A 16,796-nucleotide genomic window follows, 5' to 3' on the forward strand; every position below is an offset into this window, starting at 1 on the left:
CAATAAGTGTATTTCATTTTTTCAATAAAATCCAATAGTTATTTAGCATAGAATTCATAACCAGAAGGAATAAATAATCAAATTTGTTCGTTGTTCGTCGGAGGAGTATACTGAGCTGAAAGAGAAGAGAGATATGCTCGCAAGGTTTGAAGAAGAAGTGGAATATACAAGGAGAGGGGCATAAATGAGCATAGACTCGACGTTATACTAAGTGGTTTGAAACAGAAGTTATAAGCAATCTTGTTTCTTCTTAGAAAGGTTGATCTCTTTCTATGGCTATTTTTCAACAGAAAAGAAGTGTTCGTCGTTCACTGAAAAAGCTTGCTCTGGGAGGACTTGTGGGAGGAAGTGTCGGGATTGTAGGCAGCATATTCGCTGTATCGATGTATATAGTTGATACTCTCATCCGTCCAAAGCGCCTGACCAGCTTTTATGAACTCTATACATTTACTCCGTTTGAGCTTGATCTTCCCGCTGAGGAGATTACATTTCCCCCTGTTGAGGGAGATCATCAGGTGACTGGCTGGTATATCCCCTATCCCGGGGCAACGACTACCATTATTGTCTGTCCGGGCTATCGAGGACGCCGTGCTGATGTGCTTGGAACCAGTGCCCATCTCTGGAAAGCCGGGCATAATGTGCTTGCCTTTGAATATTATGGTCATGGTTCGGTGGTGGGCAGTCCGGTGACGCTTGGGTATCGTGAGCTCAACGATTTTCTTGGAGCGATAGAATACGCGAAGCAGCGTGCTCCACAGACGCGACTGGGGGCGATTGGCTATTCGATGGGAGCTGCAATTGCGCTGATGGCGGCTGCACGCCGACCGGAAGTCGAAGCGGTAATCGCTGACAGTCCTTTTGCCACGCACAAGAGCGCGGTCGAGTATGCTGTGCGGCGAACCTTGCATATCCCGTTTGTGGTCTTTGATCGCATCACTGATACCCTGTTATGGTGGCGTGCCGGGTATCATTTCAATCAGGTTGAGCCAATTCGGGAGATTGGAAAGATCGCGCCGCGACCGGTGCTGCTCATTCATGGATTGAAAGATTCGATTGTGGATCCTGAGGATGCGCCGAAGCTGTATGAAGCCGCGGGCGATCCTAAAGAGCTCTGGCTGGTGCCCGATGCCGAACATTGTGGCGTCTATTTTGTCGATCGTGAGGCATATGTGGAGAAGATGCTGAACTTCTTTGACCTGCATCTCCGAAAATCGCGCCCCCCCATTCAGTTACAGGGGCGAAAAGAGGCATCTTCAGCGGAACAGGGCGGGACGCGACCGTTCGGTGTAGGTCAAGAAGTATAGTTGAGCGTAATAATCATTCCGTCTTTCCCGGTGCGGGTGTTTGGAAATACACTGCGTGCCAGTTTTTCGGCCTGGGACGTATTCTGCACTTTCGGACTGAAGTGGGTCAGAACAAGCTGACGGGCGTGTGCGGCTTTCGCCAGGCCCGCGGCTTCGTTCGCGACCATGTGTGCATTCGCCTTTGCGAGTGGAAGATCCTCGATCGTATCGTACATACTTTCGCAGATCAGCAGATCAACATCGTGTGCAAACTGGCTGAGCGACTCTGCCGGGCGTGAATCGGTAATAATCGCGAACGAGATACCACGACGTGGTGCTCCTAAAACCTGCTCTGGTCGAAATGTCTGTCCTTCATATTCGATGACCTCGCCCTGCTGAAGCGGCTTCCAGTATTGAACAGGGAGCCCCAGACTTTTCGCTTTCTCGACTTCAAAAACCGGCTTCCGTTCAAGCTCGACACGATAGGCCAGGCAGGGAACGCCGTGGACCGCGTCAATGCATGATGCTTTGAGACCGCCAGGGAGCTCAAAATGCTGCTCACCTCTTAATTCATGGATGTGGATTGGAAAGGGAAGCTCGGGGGCAAGCCTCCGTAAGCCATCAATGATATAGGTTGTTCCTGTTGGTCCATAAATATCGAGAGGATCTGTTTTCCCTGCATGAGCAAGCATAAAGAGGATGCCGGGGAGGCCTGCCACGTGATCGGCGTGCATATGTGAAAAACAGATAGCTCCTAACTGGCGAAATCCCCAACCAAGCGATTTCCAGGGAATCTGTGTCCCTTCACCACAATCAAACAGAGTCAGTGTGGAGCCGAAGCGGACAAGCGTACTTGAGAGCCAGCGCCCGGGTAATGGCATCATCCCGCAGGTGCCGAGTAAACAGATATCAAGCATACGAGGTGGCGTCTTTCTTCACTTGGATCTACATTCAATTCTCTGACCTCAAACTGACTATATAGTATAGCAGATTCTGTCCAGGCCAGAGCTCATGAATGCTATGATATGATAAGGGGCAAGGAGTATAAGAGAATGTTACAGGTAATTGACCGTTATCACCCACAGAGACGACGTCAGCTTCAGGAAGCCGTTGACGCCGGCAGATTTGAGACATGTGACGAACTGGAATTGTTAGGAGAGGAACAGCTTTTGCCTCTGGCGCGACAGAGTCTCTTCCTGTTGATTGCGGGAGGGGTGGCACTGGCCGTCTTGAACATGCTGACGTATTTCTGGCACTACGGGCAGTGGTTTCCTTCGCTCTCATGGGGCTCTGTTTTCCTCTGGGTTGTTGTCAGTATTAGTAGCTATATTATCATTCTACCTGTTCATGAGGCCATTCATGCACTGGCTATCCTGTTCTGGGGAGGACGCCCGCATTTCGGGCTGAAATTGCCGCTGGCGCTGTTCTGTGGGGCACGTGCACAACTGTTTCGGCGTGACCAGTATCGCATGATTGCCCTTGCTCCGCTGGTGGTGTTGACCGTGGCTGGCCTGCTTGTGCTCTTCTGGCAGCCAGGACTTGCGGGCTATCTCTGGTTCGCACTGGCCGGGAATATCTCGGGAGCCGCAGGGGATATTCTGGTTGCGCAGAGAGTGAGGCGCTTTCCGGCGGAGACGCTCTTTGAAGATACTGAGACCGGCTATCGAGCGTTGCGGGTACACCCTGAAACGATATAGCTATCTGCATTGACGTTGGTCAGATGTTCGTGCTAGCATACTTCGGAATTGTACAGGCACGAGCCTGTATCATGGAATAGATGAAAAACAGGAAAGAAGTGGTATATGCCTGAACTACCTGAGGTTGAATATACAGCGCGTCAATTGCGCTCTGCGCTCGTCGGGGCGACGATCCGGGAAGTGCATCTCTTCTGGGAGCGCACGATTGGCTACCCGGATGTCCCGACTTTTCTTGCAGAGATTGCGGGAAGAACAATTGAGGGGATTCGTCGCAGAGGAAAGTATCTGATTCTCGATTTAAGCGGCAATCTGTTTTTGAGTATCCATAGACGTATGACCGGAAATCTGCTACTCTTGCCCGCTGGCTGGACGTTGGATACCAGCTTGCGCGAGCGAGACCCCGCTGTATGGAACACCAAAGGGCCAACTTTTAGGCTTGATTCAGCCAGCGGACTCTCATATAGTCATGAGTTGAACTACTGCCGGGCCTGCCTGGTGTTTGAGGATGGACGCTGTTTACTCTATACTGATTTGCGTAAATTTGGCCGTTTTGAGCTCTGGGAGCGTGAACGCGAGGCCGAGGCCTTTGCTCAGCTTGGTCCGGAGCCCCTGAATGGAGAGTTCACGGTGGAGGGATTTGCCTCAGCGCTGGCAAAGCGCAAAGGGCCAATCAAGCAGGTGTTGCTTGATCAGCTTGTGGTGGCAGGGGTCGGCAACATTTATGCCGATGAAGCGCTGTTTTATGCCGGAATCCACCCTTTGCGCAGTGCTGCCTCGCTGAATACGGATGAAGTGAAGGCATTGCATACCGGTATTGTGACGGTACTGACACAGAGCATCGAGCATGGTGGTACTTCATTCAGCGATTACCGTGACCTGTGGGGCGAAGCAGGAGACAACTACAACCACGTACAGGTGTACAAGCAGGACGGAAAGCCCTGCTCGCGTTGCGGTTCGCTTATTGAACGCATTATCGTTGCTCAGCGCAGCACGCATTACTGTCCGAGCTGCCAGAAACCTACTGGGGTGTAAAGAACGCCGAACATGTGACTTTCTGATTGCCTGCGGTAAAGGTGATATCAACCGTCGCAGGGGTTAAACGGGGCTGACGACCACCAAGTGCAATGACAAACGAAACATAACCACCCTCATCACTTGTCTGAGGGTCTCCCAGTGGCTCACTCCAGCCATCAAAATTGACCGTCCCGGTGGCTGTTAGCCCTTTCACTCCCTTGTTGTCTTTTGTAATGCGTGCATAAATAGTGACATTTCCATAGGCGGGCGGGCCATAGTTGGAAGCCCATGCTCCACAACGATATGGAGGTACGGTCGGGACTGGTGAAAGCTGCGACTGAAAAGAAGGGTCAATAGTAGCAGTCGCTCGCGGTTTTGCTGGACTGGCAGCAGAAGGTCCTGAACATCCCACAATCAGGAGCAGGACCGTACACAGAAGAATGAGTTTTAGGCTGAATTGGTAGAGATGTTTCATATTTCTTAGCTTAAAGAATACTCACCTGATTTATATTTATCACTGTACACAACTGTTGATGTGTATAAGTATACCATGACCGCGCCCGGGAGGAAGAGAAAAGGGGAATGAAGTCACGAGATCAGCTCCTCCGTCCCTGCCCGACCTCAAAAAGAGATACCGTTCCTTGCGTATGTCGCTGTTTTCCTCCTGGTATCTCAGGCAAAACAATGGAACACCAGTTAACACTAACAGCAAAGCTCCTCTCTGTCAACTTCTGAGGCAAATATACTACCCTTTTTGAACTCTGGCTTTTCGGTACTAGAATTGCCGTTTTTATCTTTTATGGACAGGAATGTGCTACCGTTGGCTTGCTGATTGTGTTAGACTATGTTACACTGTGACTGTTGCAAGATGCTCTGTTGAGCAATGTTTGTGTAATGGTCTATGTACGATTGTAGGACTCTTCAACGAATTCGCGGAGAAACAATCGTAAGCCAGTTGTGTGCCAGGAGTCGAAAAGGGCTCTACAGGCAAGCCGAAAATGGTGATTGGTTCCGCAGGGGTGCTGTGGCGAATGTGTGGAATGTGGAGGTAGGCATAGAATATGCCTGGCTGCTACAATAGTTCGTATGTGTAGTTGATCCTTGAGAAGTCAGGAGAAAGGGCAGTGCCTGTTGAAATGGTGAAGCCCCGCTGACGAAGTATCACCTGCTGAATCTAGCCATTTGAGGTGGAATGAGTGAATCGGGATACTGAACATCAACTGGAACTTTTGGGCCAAATGCTCGGGTCAAATGCTCCCGGGCAAGAGGCAACATTGAGGCATGGTAACGTAGTACAGCGGGATGCACAGGACCCTGTACAAGGTGAAGGAACATCTATTGTGGAAATTCGCCCTGATACCACTCGTGAGCTTCGCAAAGGAGCTCCAGAGGTTATCTTTGCTGAGACAAAGACCGGTGAGCAAACGATTCGTATGGCTCAAACGTTGCTTGCCGGGACAGGGCGGGCGATTATCAGTCGAGTACCTGCTGAAACCATGACGGCTCTTCAAGCAACGTTTGCGGAATATGAGACGCAGGTGCGAGAGGCGGCCCATGCAATGGTCATTTATCAACCCGGCTATGTCAGGAAGCGCAGCGGTGGGCATGTGGGCGTGATCAGTGCGGGAACCTCAGATGTTCCTGTGGCTGATGAAGCGGCGCTTCTGGCGGAAGAGATGGGCTGTCAGGTGACTCGCATCTATGATGTTGGTGTTGCGGGTTTGCATCGCTTGATCGAGCCTCTCCAGAAGCTACTGGCCGATGGTGTGGATGTGCTTATTGTTGCCGCGGGTATGGATGGAGCGTTGCCATCGGTTGTTGCTGGTCTGGTGCCGGTTCCTGTTATTGGCTTACCTACCTCCGTTGGGTATGGCATTGGAGGTGGGGGGGTAGCTGCTCTCCTGTCAATGCTACAGACATGTGCTCCTGGTCTGTCGGTTGTCAATATTGACAATGGAGTGGGAGCAGGGATCACGGCTGGTTTAATCGCTAATCGGGTTGCGCAGGCGCGAAAACAGCATTAATCGTTCTGGGTTGTCGTCTGGGTCCTTTAGATGTCTCACCATGTTGTGGCGGGTCGCTGGCGAATCGCAATTGTTGGGAAAGAAGTAAAGAGAGGCGGGACTATCTATGGCGAACAACAAACGTGGACCTGAACCCGGATCGCAGAAGGCCAAACATGGCGGACAGGCAGTGCGGGCAAAGTATGGCGCTGAGTTCTATTCGCGCATCGGAAAAAAAGGCGGCGAGACGGTTAAGGAGAAACGCGGCCCACAATTCTATGCTGAGATTGGAAAGAAAGGCGGTGAGTCAACCAAACGACAGCAGGGATCAGAATTCTACTCGCGAATTGGCCGAAAAGGTGGTGAGAAAGGTCGTTCTCCAAGCAAGGAAGCTGTGAAACAGGTTGAGATAGAGTCATAACGTGCTTCCCGAAGAGCTCACATGCTTTTCATCCTCTTTACCGGGGTGAAACGGTATGCAAACGAAGAGACCCGCTAGCAATGCGATAAGAGGCAGGTTGGCTACCGGGTCTCTTTTTGCTTATTCATAGCGCTTCAGGAAGGGAGGAACATCAATAATGTCGTCCTCTCCGGCTCCCTGCTGCTTCACAGTACGGCCGATACGTGGGTCCTGAAAGTTGCGCTGTGGTCGTGGTGCATATGGGGTCCGCTGTGGCGTCTGTGGCGGCCGCTGATTGGGCCATCGTTGTGGGGGCGCTGGCGGACTCGGGTTGGTCTGCATGGGTCGGGCCGGGCGTGTCTGGTCTAGCTTGATCGCCTCAATTCTGGCTGTCGGTACTTCTTCCATACCGGCGGCAATCAGTGTCACGCGAATAGTATCATGCAGCGTTGGATCGACGACAGCGCCAAAAGTGATATCAGCAGCATCGTCAATGGCAACGCCGATGCGCTCGGCAACCTCGTTAATCTCAAAGAGCGTCATGTCTTCGCCGCCGCTGATATTAAAGAGGACACGCTTTGCCCCTCGGATCGTCACGTTCAGGAAGCCGCCTGCTATTGCCTCTTCGGCTGCCAGTTGAGCACGGTTGCGTCCGACCCCCTGTCCAATGCTCATCAGTGCGGTACCCGCGTTATGTAGGACATTGCGCACATCAGCGAAATCAACATTGACCATGCCCGGAACGTTAATCACCTCTGCGATACCCTGAACGCCCTGACGTAAGACATCGTCGGCGACTTTGAATGCGTCGTTCAAACTAAAATCGCGTGCGACTGTGGTGAGCAGGCGATCATTGGGGACCGTAATCAGCGCGTCGACTTCGGAACTGAGTTCTGATAACCCCTGTTCAGCAGCGCGACGGCGTCGCGTTCCCTCAAAGGTGAAGGGCAGGGTGACAATACCGATGGTTAGTGCTCCGAGCTTTTTGGCGAGAGATGCAATAACCGGAGCCGCGCCTGTGCCTGTTCCGCCGCCCATACCTGCCGCAATAAATACCATGTCGGCCTTGCCCAGTGCAGCGCGAATCTCAGGCGTGCTTTCGGTCGCGGCACGCATGCCCACTGCCGCAATGCCTCCCGCTCCCAGCCCTTTGGTGTGATGCTCTCCCAGACAGATACGGGTGGGAGCCTGAGAAAGACCAAGCACCTGGGCATCCGTGTTCATCGCGACGTAGCGAACGCCACGCACATTTGTATTAATCATGCGATTGACGGCATTCATGCCGCCGCCTCCAACTCCAACCACAACAATATCTACGTTATGGGGCGACTGTACTTCCTGATTGTTGGACCCCGGGCTTTCCTCTGTATCTCGTATCTCCCAGTCTGCCCGAACGCGCTCTCCCTGCCGTTGCATAGTTTCATCCTCCACCTCGTGTCGGAGTACGGCCCACTGGTCCTCTGGCTCCTCATATACGTCTGGCTGAGCGTAAGCATTCTCCGCCCACTGCTTCGGGACGATATTTCGTCTCTGCGAGTTGTGGTGTATTGGCTGCATGCACTCCCCCATTTCCTCTCATCGGAACTACGGCACGGGACCCTCGCCTTGAGGCATAGTGAGCAAGTGCCGACATTTTCTGAGCGTTTTCACAGAGGCCGGTCAGGTTCTCAGCCTGCTCTCCTCAGGCTTCTACCACTTTGGTGGATACCCTGACTGATAAAAAGCATTCCATTCGCATTGTAACAAGAGTGTCAAGTCATGCGATTACGTGCCAATGTGGGTTGCTTGCCTCTATATAAAATAACGTATGAAATGGTCGAAAGTGATATAGAGATTCCTTAGATGCTTTCTTTTTTACTGCAATTTGCCCCTGAATTGCTCAAAAAAAAGAAACTCTGGCGGGAAGTGCTCTCTCCTCCATTCTGCCAGAGTTCTCTTTCTGCTTCCTTCTATTTATACTGCTCGTGCAACATTCTTTCTTCGTAGCTTGCCATCGCATGGGTGATCATGCGAAGCACATTCCCGATATCCATTGGCTTCTTGAGCTGATAAATGCCCCTCTGCTCAAGATCTCGCACCGGCAGGGTTGCGCTCATCATAATGGTGGGTATGCTCCGCATTTCTTCACGCTCTTGCAAGCGATCGTAAAGCTCCAGCCCATTAATACCCGGCAGTCGGTAATCAAGGAGTAAAAGACATGGGTGGATCTTAGGAGCCTCTTCTAGTGCGGTCAGGCCATTATCGATCAGCCTGGTATTATAGATCGTCTCGTCTTCGATAAGCTGCTGTAAGAACTGCCCTATATCGGCGTCGTCCTCGACGATTAAAATGGTGGTATTCCGTGGCCCCTGTGCTGCTGGCGGAATAACTTCCCCTGGCATGTTACACTCCTTTAATTGTGCATCAATAGTACCGTTGGTTCACGTTCTTTAAAACGTACAGGAGAGGAGATCGGTGACGTTTTCTCCGGGCTTCTTTGACTGAATGGAGAAAGCTTGCTGACGGCACCGTGCTCTCTTTTCCTCTATCGGCAACTGGATAGTATCCCGATAGCTGCCAATGATCTCCCCTTCATTGGTGAATGACCATACTGTATCACATGAATTCCTATCTGCTCTATTATGCTCATGCCGGCAATAGCAAGGCTAGCAGATAGGGATGGTTGCTGTAATTGTTCCTGCTGAACGGAAAGGCTGTCAACTGCATAGGATTTTTGATCAGACACAGGCTCTCACGCAAGAAAACAATTGACAATATAGCTCGGATATGGTAACGTAAGAGACGAAGTGTCCGACCGCCTGTGTACGGCAAGGATCGCTTCTGTTGTTCCCGATTTTTGCGCCTGTAGCTCAACGGATAGAGCACTTGACTTCGGATCAAGCGGTTGGGGGTTCGAATCCCTCCAGGCGCGTCACTGAGAAGGTGGCTCATAGAGCCACCTCTTTTTTTTGGGAGTTGTGCAAAAATCTGGCAGGTCAAACAGTATTCGAACACGATCAAACGGTCTATAGGCTTGAAATCAAGTGGTTTCCCACCTCCGAAATCCAGTGTTTTGCCTTGCACAGAACTCCCGTCCTTTCTTTTTAGAAGAACTGATCCTTCATTACCATAGAGAGTGTAGAATAACCTCTTGATTAAAAAGGGCACTGCCACCAATTCCAGTGTCGCCTGAGAAGGAATAATGGACCCACTTTTTACGCCATTTTCACAGCGAAAACGGGGAGAAAGAGACAGAGTTCCGATTATGGGGATATATCAGTACTTGAAAAAGAGGTCCCTGCCACCGAAGCTGGTGTGTCGGCGACAGGGAATTGCAGGCAAAAAGAAAAGACCTCGGGTATTTACCCGAGGTCTTGAAGTGCCGAAGGTGGGATTCGAACCCACACACCCTTGCGAGTACAACGCCCTGAACGTTGCGTGTCTACCAGTTTCACCACTTCGGCGTCTGTCTTTTGTGTTCCTTTGAACACGGTGTATAATACAGGATCTTCTCAGCTTTGTCAATAGGTTTCCTGGCACATTTTCAGATCCCTCAAGATAATTGCTCGGTTGGAAAGACTTTTCAGCCCGATGCTATAATTAATCCATCTTTATTGCTTCGCATGAAGCCTCTATTCTCGAAAGAAGGGATATCTGATGTATGTTGGAGCAGAACTCCCCTGTACGAGCGGCAATTGATGTCGGTAGCAATACTATTCATATTGTTGTGGCTGCATGTACTCCGAATGACCTACAGATCCTGGTTGATGAAGATGAGGTAGTGCGAATAGGCGAGAGCGTCAATACCTCAGGAAGCATTTCTGTGCAGAAGCAAAAGGCGGCGATCGCGGTGTTGCAGCGCTATAAGGCGTTGGCTGAGCAGCATGGTGCAGTGCAGATTCTGGTGGTTGCGACGGAAGCCATTCGTAAGGCTCGAAACAGCCTGGCTTTTTGCGAGGCTGTTTCCCGTGAAACCGGGCTGACCGTTCAGCTTATCGGAGGAGAGACCGAGGCGCTTTTGACCTTCTATGGTGCCACCTATGAGGCTGTACGCTCTAACACGGTTCCCGAACTGATCGGCGTGATGGATCTTGGCGGTGGAAGTACAGAACTGGTCACTGCGCATCATATGCGGATAAACTGGCGGGTATCAGTTCCCCTCGGGTCGGGCTGGCTGCATGATCGCTATCTATTGGCTGATCCTCCGTCGCAAGAGCAGATGGAGGTCGCTCAGGCGTTTTTGCAGACCTACTTTGAGGGAATGCAGATCCCTTATCGTCCTGAAACATTGATTGCCACCGGCGGCAGTGCCAGAACGCTCCTCTGGCTCGTACAGGAGGCTTTCCCTGTGCCTGAACGTGGCGCGTCCCTTTCGCTGGCTGATCTACGTCAGTGCGAGGACTTGCTTCAGGAGTGGCCGGCGGCAACTATCACAGAACGCTATGGTATTCCAGAGGTGCGGGCACGGCTCCTACCTGCGGGAGCCCTGATCATTTATGCACTGATGGAGCAGCTCGGCCTTTCAACGATTCAGGTGAGCTCACATGGTATTCGTGAGGGAACCCTGCTGGTTTATGAGCGCTATGGAACGCGCTGGCTTGAACTGCTTGAGCAGGAAGAGGAACTCCTGAACGCTGAGCAGCAGGGCGAGGCTGAACGGATGCTTTCTGAATCCTTTGGCGAAACGGGTCGCCGCCTTCTGCGAGAGTGGGCCTTGAAGGTGGAAGCGTGGCGGGAAAAAGTTGAGGCAAACGAGGATAGCGAAGCGGTCCATAAGATGCGTGTGGCGACGCGGCGCTTGCGGGCAGTGATGGGTGCCTATCATGATGTCAGCCGACCCCGGAAGTGGAAGAAGGCTTTGCGGCGTGTGAAAGAGCTTGCCCGTATGCTCGGGAATGCCAGAGATAGTGATGTGATCAGTAAGCATATCGCGCAATATCAGGTGGAGGCATCGCCTGCGCAGGAGGCAGGAATTCACTGGCTGAAGGGGCGGCTTGAGCACTATCGCCAGACCTATCAACAGCTACTGGTTGATTACTTGCAAGATTTTGATACGCGCAAACTCTATACGCTCCTTCAGGCCAGCATTCCCGAGCCTGCGAAAGCCCCACAGGCCAGTCTCGAACGTCTGACTGCCTCAACAGAACAGTGCGTCCGCTCAGTGGTTCAGGAACACCTTGAGAAAATGTATCGCTGGAGTGCGTATGTAGAAACAGAGAATGGGCCGGTCCATGAGTTGCATAAAATGCGGATTGCCGCTAAACGACTACGCTATAGTCTTGAGCTTTTTCAGGATGTTTTGCCGCCTCTCTGTCGGAAGCTGGCGAAAGAAGTGGAGCAGATACAGAGTGAACTGGGCCAGCTTCATGATAGTGATGTATTGATTGCTTTGATACAACTCTGCCTGGCCGTACAGGCACATGAAGAGGGACTGGCGCGTCTGGATCCGGAACTACTCGCCTATCTGACGGAGGCAAGGACCGATCTTTCTCCGCTTGAAGCGCAAGGGTTGCGTGAATTACTTGCTCGTGTTGAAGGGCGGCGTAAAGAACAATACCGTGTGTTTCGACAGCATTGGAAAAAGCTGCAAGAGCGAGATTTTAGAGGTGAAATTCTGGCGGTCTTGTGTGCATAATGAGGGAGAGATACATGTTACTCTTTATCAATCTATCCGTTCTAAACAAGCGGCCAATACTGGTGATGTATGAGCCCCAGACAGAGCAGCCGGTGTTTAAGCCGGAAAGATAGGGAGGATTCTTATGACGAAGCCGAGTTCGGTAGAGGAATTACAATGGTGGCAAGAGGCCCAACCGACAGCAGAGGAACTATGGATGAGTGGAGGATTGCTTGTGGAAGATTGGCCGCATGCTCGGCATGTGAAACGCCTCTCCCTGGAACTTTTTGATGCAACACAATCGCTTCATAAGCTTGATGACCATGCACGACGTTTATTAGATCGAGCGGCCTTCTTGCATAATACGGGGATGATCGTAGAGCAGCGTCAACATCATAAGCACTCATTTCGTCTGATCAGCAATACCAGGTTACCTGATTTTACCGATGAGGAACGTCACGAGATTGCCTGTATTGCACGCTATCATCGGCGGGCCCTCCCAAGCGAGGACCATGAGGAGTACGCTGTGTTAGGTCCTCAGGCGCGAAAGCGTGTATCCGCTCTCTCTGCTATTCTTCGCGTTGCTGATGCACTGGACTTCAATCATGATGGCCGGGTCCTGTCGCTGATGGCTGATCCTGAGGGGTGCAACTCGAAGGTCTGGACTATCCAGCTCAAGGCTCGTCCATTGGCAGATCTGGATGAAGAGTTGCAGCATGCATACGAAAAGGCCGATTTGTTTGAGAAAGTATTTCGGCGCAAGCTTCGTCTGACCGTTCAAGAAGCGTAAACTCTCTACGAGGGGCAGATATGCTGCCCGCTCGTCTCTTGTTATTGCTGATACAGGATAATCGTGGCTCCGCAGGCATGGGCGGAGTGAATCCAGAGCAGTGGACGCGGTTTAGCCTGATAGGTATAAGGGACGTGGTGCGAGTCAAGATAATGCCGTGCCTCTGTCAGGTCAGCGACTTCCAGGGTCATATAGCAAATGCTTTCGCCGAGGCGTTGAAGATAACCGGCCAGCGCTCCTGGCATTGGAAGATGTGCGGGGGCATCTTCTGGTTCCAGGGTTGTTGATAGAGGCGCTATCAGGAAAATACGTTGCCTGCTCTCGCTGAAGGAGAAAGAGACGTAATTGGCATCTACCCCGAATTCCTGTCCGGAAAATGGTTCCGATGGATTAAGGCCGAAAATGCGTTGGTATCGGGCGGTTGCCTCTTCAAGGTCTTGCACCACAACTGCCACGCTATATACTCTGGTTGCGCCGAGAGGATGTGCCGGGGGCGTTTGCCAGCCAGCCAGACGGAACCGTCGCTCTTCTCCAGTGCTATCATGCTGAATCAGGAATGGATAGCGCTGTACCAGATCTGAGCGTTCAATATCAGTACGCATCCAGCCGCGATACTTGCCATCCGAGCTTTTCAGCTCTCCTGCATATGGGCCGATGACCGAGATTCCTCGCTGTTGGATGGCCTCACTGTCGCTATGAATTCGATTTGAGGCAATGACATAATTGAAGTAGCCGTTTCCTTTCGCCATCCGCTCAAGCATGCTTTGCTGAGCTTCTTCGGGCTTGCGCACTGTGATCAGTTCCAGATAGGTATCACCAATGACAATGATCCGGTTCGCGGTTCCTCCTGTGGGATGTTCGCCTCCTCCACTTACGGCCAGCCCAAGTGAGTCGTTAAAGATGCTTGTCGCTCGCTCCAGATCATCTACGCCGATAATGATATGATCCAATCCTGTTAACATGTAGAAGCTCCTCTTTGAAAAGGAATAGGGAGAACAAAAAGAAAAAGCGCCAACTGACATTTATTTTAATAAACTCTGTCAATTGGCGCGTTTTTCGTTGGACTCAAGCCTTAGCCACGTGAGCGAGCAAGCTCACGATCGCTCACATGTGAGCGTTTGCCCGAAGGCTCCTCATTTCCTTTTCTGCGTAGCCATTTCAGACCCAGTTCGCCCTTTTCCCAGACGACCAGCAGCATACTGGCGTTAAAGATGGAGGAGTAGGTACCGCAGAAGATACCAATCAGCAGACACAGCGTGAAGGTATGCACGCTGCCGCTTCCTCCGAAGAGCGTGAGGGACAGCATCGTAAAGAGCACTGTCAGCGAGGTGTTCAGCGAGCGAGCCATTGTCTGTACAAGGCTGGCGTCAACCACCTGCTCGAAGGTCTCTGTTGTGCTGATGCGCATGTTTTCACGGATACGGTCAAACACCACAATCGTATCATGGACCGAGAAACCGATAACCGTGAGCAGCGCTGTGATAAAGAGCGAGTCAATCTGGATACCGAAGAAGTGACCCAGAATAGAGAAGATGCCAATCACGATCAGGACGTCATGCAGCATGGCGATGATCGCACATGCGCCATAGCGCCACGGACGCGGGATCTTCCGGAAGGCAAACCAGATGTAGAGCAGGATCATGGCCGAGGCGGCTGCGACTGCGTAGACCGCATACCAGCGGGTCTGTTCCGCCACAGAAGCGCCAATGTGGCTACTGCTCTGAAGCTGAGTATAGATGCCATGTTTCAGGAACTCGTTCTGAATGCTTCCGACCGGGCCTTTGCCTTCAAAGCTCGTGCTGGTCATCAGGCTGATGGTCTGGCCCTTCTGACCGGGGTCACCGGTGGTGATGTTCACGATATTGACGGGAATGGTGCCCTCTTCCGGCTTCGATGTCGCGGTCGGCTGAGCTGTGGCCGTTGCGCTTGGCGTGCTTGTCGCCTGAGCGGTCGCGGTCGGCTGGGCGCTGGCTTCGTTATTGGTTACCTCAGAGGACTTGGGCAGGGTGCCCAGAACCTGCTTTAGTTCGTCTGTCGACGGAATCGGGTTCAAACCGTTGACGGCAACCACACTGAAGCTCTTGCCGTTGGTATCGGTATAGGTATCGATACCAAGCTGAATCTGGGACTTTGGATATTTCTTTTGCAGGGTATTGGTGATGTAATCGGTGACGTTCTTGCTGACCTGCGTATTGAGCTGAATCCAGACCTTTTTACTTGGCTGGAGCGCCTCGTTCGTTGAGAAGACAACCTGTAAGTCGTGCAGATTCAGCGGTTTCAGCATGTCGCGAACATCTTCGGTGTTAGCGATCGTCTTCTGCGGTACAAGCTCAACACTGGAACCGCCTTTGAAGTCGATACCGACGTTGAGACCCCAGGCGAACAGCGAGATGATGCCCGGGATAATCACCAGCAGGGAGACACCCAGGAACCAGTAACGATGCTTCGCCAGATGGAAGATGTGCGCGTTTTCATCTGTGTGTGTCTCTTTGGTGCGGGTGGTACCGGTCGTGCCAAAGGGCAGACCGAAGAGCGCCGGATGGTTGATCACGCCAGTCGGGACCAGCAGATTCAGGAAGGTGCGGGTAACCACGATAGCGGTGAACATACTGATCACAACACCCAGGAACAGGGTAGTTGCAAAGCCGACAATGATGGTCGCACCAAAGGTCGTACCAAAGATATAGAGTACTGCACAGGTGATGGTGGTCGAGATATTCGAGTCACGGATTGAAGGCCATGCGCGGGACCAACCATGGTCGATCGCCTGTGCCAGCAACCTCCCTTCTCGTAGCTCCTCTTTGACGCGCTCAAATATCAGCACGTTTGCGTCAACGGCCATACCGATTGAGAGGACAAAGCCAGCAATCCCGGCCAGTGACATCGTAACGCCGATCATCTTAAAGATCGCGAAGGTCAAAAGAGAGTAGAGAATCAAGGCAATGTCTGCCAGCAGACCCGGGAGACGGTAGTAAATGAGCATGAAGAGGATAATGATCGCCAGACCAATCGCACCGGCATAGATGCTTTTTATGATCGAGTCGTGACCGAGCGTCGGGCCGATGGTATCCATACTGGCAATCTTAAAGGAAATTGGCAGTGCACCAATCTTCAGCATCTGGACAAGCTGCTGTGCCTCTTGTAGCGTAAAATTACCGCTGATCTCACCTTTGCCCGGAAGCTGATCTTGAATCACGGCAGAAGAAATGACTTTTCTATCCAGGGTGATTGTCATATAGCTGCCACGATTATTTGCGGTGAACTTGCTTAGCCGATCGACCGCACTGCCCTTCATCGCGAACTGGATCACGTACTGACCGGTTTGCGGGTTCTGGCCGACGGTAAGGTCCGGGGAGTTAAGGTCATCGCCTTTGAAAAGTGGTTCGGTTGAATTATTGTTATACTGCTTGAACTGTTCCGGATCAAACATGGTATCGTTCTGTAGCGGCGTCGGGCCGGTGTTCCAGAACTCCAACTTACCGGTTTTCAGCAGCGTTTCGATCTCTTCTTGCTGGTTACCGGTGTTGTAGCCCGGAAGCTCTACCACGATACTCTGCTGTCCATCGAGCGACTTCTGCGTACGCACAACCGGTTCGTTGACCCCGAGGCCTTTGTTGACGCGCTGCTCAATCAGGGTACGAGCGGTGTTCATGTTCTCGTCAGAAGGTTGTTTCGTCTCGTTGGGTATCAGAAGAGCGCGTACGCCGCCTTGCAGGTCCAGACCAAGCGTGACCTGAAACGGGTTGTTTATACCATATAGGGGCTTCCCGCCTTGCTGGCTGGCGTTGGGCCAGAAGACGACGAATGATGCGCCCATGGCTAATAAGATAATGAGAATGAGGAGTGTGAGTGTTGATCCTCGGCGCATATGTACTGTTTCCTCTCACTCAAAGAGTCTGGTTGATTTGAAGGGTGTACAATCTGACTGCCCGTCTTCCCTGAGCGCAACAAAAAACGTCCCTTGATGCGGCTTCTGGAGCCAAATTGTGTCGCCTTTCTATGACACTGATTCTGCT

Annotated in this window: 13 protein-coding genes and 2 tRNA genes; 8 read left to right on the forward strand and 7 right to left on the reverse strand. The window is 51.8% G+C overall.

Translation table 11 applies throughout. From position 1 onward, the window contains the following. Nucleotides 1-272 precede the first annotated feature (272 nt). On the forward strand, nucleotides 273-1,304 hold the full coding sequence (locus tag KTH_RS27985; RefSeq protein ID WP_111320251.1) for an alpha/beta hydrolase: 1,032 nt from the start codon (nucleotides 273-275) through the stop codon (nucleotides 1,302-1,304). On the opposite strand, the gene KTH_RS27990 is transcribed toward KTH_RS27985, so the two are convergent. Beyond that, complete coding sequence (locus KTH_RS27990) at nucleotides 1,292-2,200, reverse strand: ribonuclease Z (protein WP_111320253.1); 909 nt, start codon at nucleotides 2,198-2,200, stop codon at nucleotides 1,292-1,294. The two genes, KTH_RS27985 and KTH_RS27990, sit on opposite strands and share 13 nt — an antisense overlap. 135 nt (nucleotides 2,201-2,335) lie before the next feature. On the opposite strand from KTH_RS27990, the gene KTH_RS27995 reads away from it, so the two are divergent. Together KTH_RS27995 and mutM are read left to right on the forward strand one after the other, a co-directional pair. Then, complete coding sequence (locus tag KTH_RS27995) at nucleotides 2,336-2,980, forward strand: DUF3267 domain-containing protein (RefSeq protein ID WP_170142421.1); 645 nt, start codon at nucleotides 2,336-2,338, stop codon at nucleotides 2,978-2,980. 105 nt (nucleotides 2,981-3,085) lie between these two features. Beyond that, the gene (gene mutM, locus KTH_RS28000; RefSeq protein ID WP_497622172.1) at nucleotides 3,086-4,012 is read left to right on the forward strand and encodes a DNA-formamidopyrimidine glycosylase; all 927 of its coding nucleotides are present in this window, start codon (nucleotides 3,086-3,088) and stop codon (nucleotides 4,010-4,012) included. Here mutM and KTH_RS28005 read toward each other — a convergent pair. Then, complete coding sequence (locus KTH_RS28005; protein WP_111320259.1) at nucleotides 3,999-4,469, reverse strand: hypothetical protein; 471 nt, start codon at nucleotides 4,467-4,469, stop codon at nucleotides 3,999-4,001. The two genes, mutM and KTH_RS28005, sit on opposite strands and share 14 nt — an antisense overlap. An 865-nt stretch (nucleotides 4,470-5,334) precedes the next feature. Between KTH_RS28005 and larB the strand changes: the two genes are divergently transcribed. Next, nucleotides 5,335-6,018 (forward strand): nickel pincer cofactor biosynthesis protein LarB, encoded by a 684-nt coding sequence (gene larB, locus KTH_RS28010; RefSeq protein ID WP_246046355.1) that lies wholly within the window; start codon nucleotides 5,335-5,337, stop codon nucleotides 6,016-6,018. Between the two features lie 106 nt (nucleotides 6,019-6,124). Next, nucleotides 6,125-6,418 (forward strand): KGG domain-containing protein, encoded by a 294-nt coding sequence (locus KTH_RS28015; RefSeq protein ID WP_111320263.1) that lies wholly within the window; start codon nucleotides 6,125-6,127, stop codon nucleotides 6,416-6,418. A 120-nt stretch (nucleotides 6,419-6,538) separates the two neighbouring features. Here KTH_RS28015 and ftsZ read toward each other — a convergent pair whose 3' ends face one another. Together ftsZ and KTH_RS28025 are read right to left on the reverse strand one after the other, a co-directional pair. Beyond that, complete coding sequence (ftsZ, locus tag KTH_RS28020) at nucleotides 6,539-7,954, reverse strand: cell division protein FtsZ (protein WP_497622175.1); 1,416 nt, start codon at nucleotides 7,952-7,954, stop codon at nucleotides 6,539-6,541. A gap of 392 nt (nucleotides 7,955-8,346) precedes the next feature. Continuing rightward, nucleotides 8,347-8,778 (reverse strand): response regulator, encoded by a 432-nt coding sequence (locus tag KTH_RS28025; RefSeq protein ID WP_111320267.1) that lies wholly within the window; start codon nucleotides 8,776-8,778, stop codon nucleotides 8,347-8,349. 457 nt (nucleotides 8,779-9,235) lie between these two features. On the opposite strand from KTH_RS28025, the gene KTH_RS28030 reads away from it, so the two are divergent. After that, nucleotides 9,236-9,308 (forward strand) — tRNA-Arg (locus KTH_RS28030). Between the two features lie 448 nt (nucleotides 9,309-9,756). On the opposite strand, the gene KTH_RS28035 is transcribed toward KTH_RS28030, so the two are convergent. Next, nucleotides 9,757-9,840 (reverse strand) — tRNA-Leu (locus KTH_RS28035). Nucleotides 9,841-10,037: 197 nt separating this feature from the next. On the opposite strand from KTH_RS28035, the gene KTH_RS28040 reads away from it, so the two are divergent. After that, entirely contained in the window at nucleotides 10,038-12,011 is a 1,974-nt protein-coding gene (locus tag KTH_RS28040) for a Ppx/GppA phosphatase family protein (RefSeq protein ID WP_497622177.1), read from the forward strand. A 124-nt stretch (nucleotides 12,012-12,135) separates the two neighbouring features. Continuing rightward, nucleotides 12,136-12,780 (forward strand): hypothetical protein, encoded by a 645-nt coding sequence (locus tag KTH_RS28045; protein ID WP_111320271.1) that lies wholly within the window; start codon nucleotides 12,136-12,138, stop codon nucleotides 12,778-12,780. Between the two features lie 41 nt (nucleotides 12,781-12,821). Here KTH_RS28045 and KTH_RS28050 read toward each other — a convergent pair whose 3' ends face one another. Together KTH_RS28050 and secD are read right to left on the reverse strand one after the other, a co-directional pair. Beyond that, a complete protein-coding gene (locus KTH_RS28050; protein WP_170142423.1) occupies nucleotides 12,822-13,742 on the reverse strand; it encodes a VOC family protein in 921 nt (306 codons plus the stop codon). Nucleotides 13,743-13,852: 110 nt separating this feature from the next. Then, nucleotides 13,853-16,648, reverse strand: a complete 2,796-nt coding sequence (gene secD, locus KTH_RS28055; protein ID WP_111320275.1) for a protein translocase subunit SecD — start codon at nucleotides 16,646-16,648, stop codon at nucleotides 13,853-13,855. Nucleotides 16,649-16,796 lie beyond the last annotated feature (148 nt).

This window comes from Thermosporothrix sp. COM3, assembly GCF_059696735.1.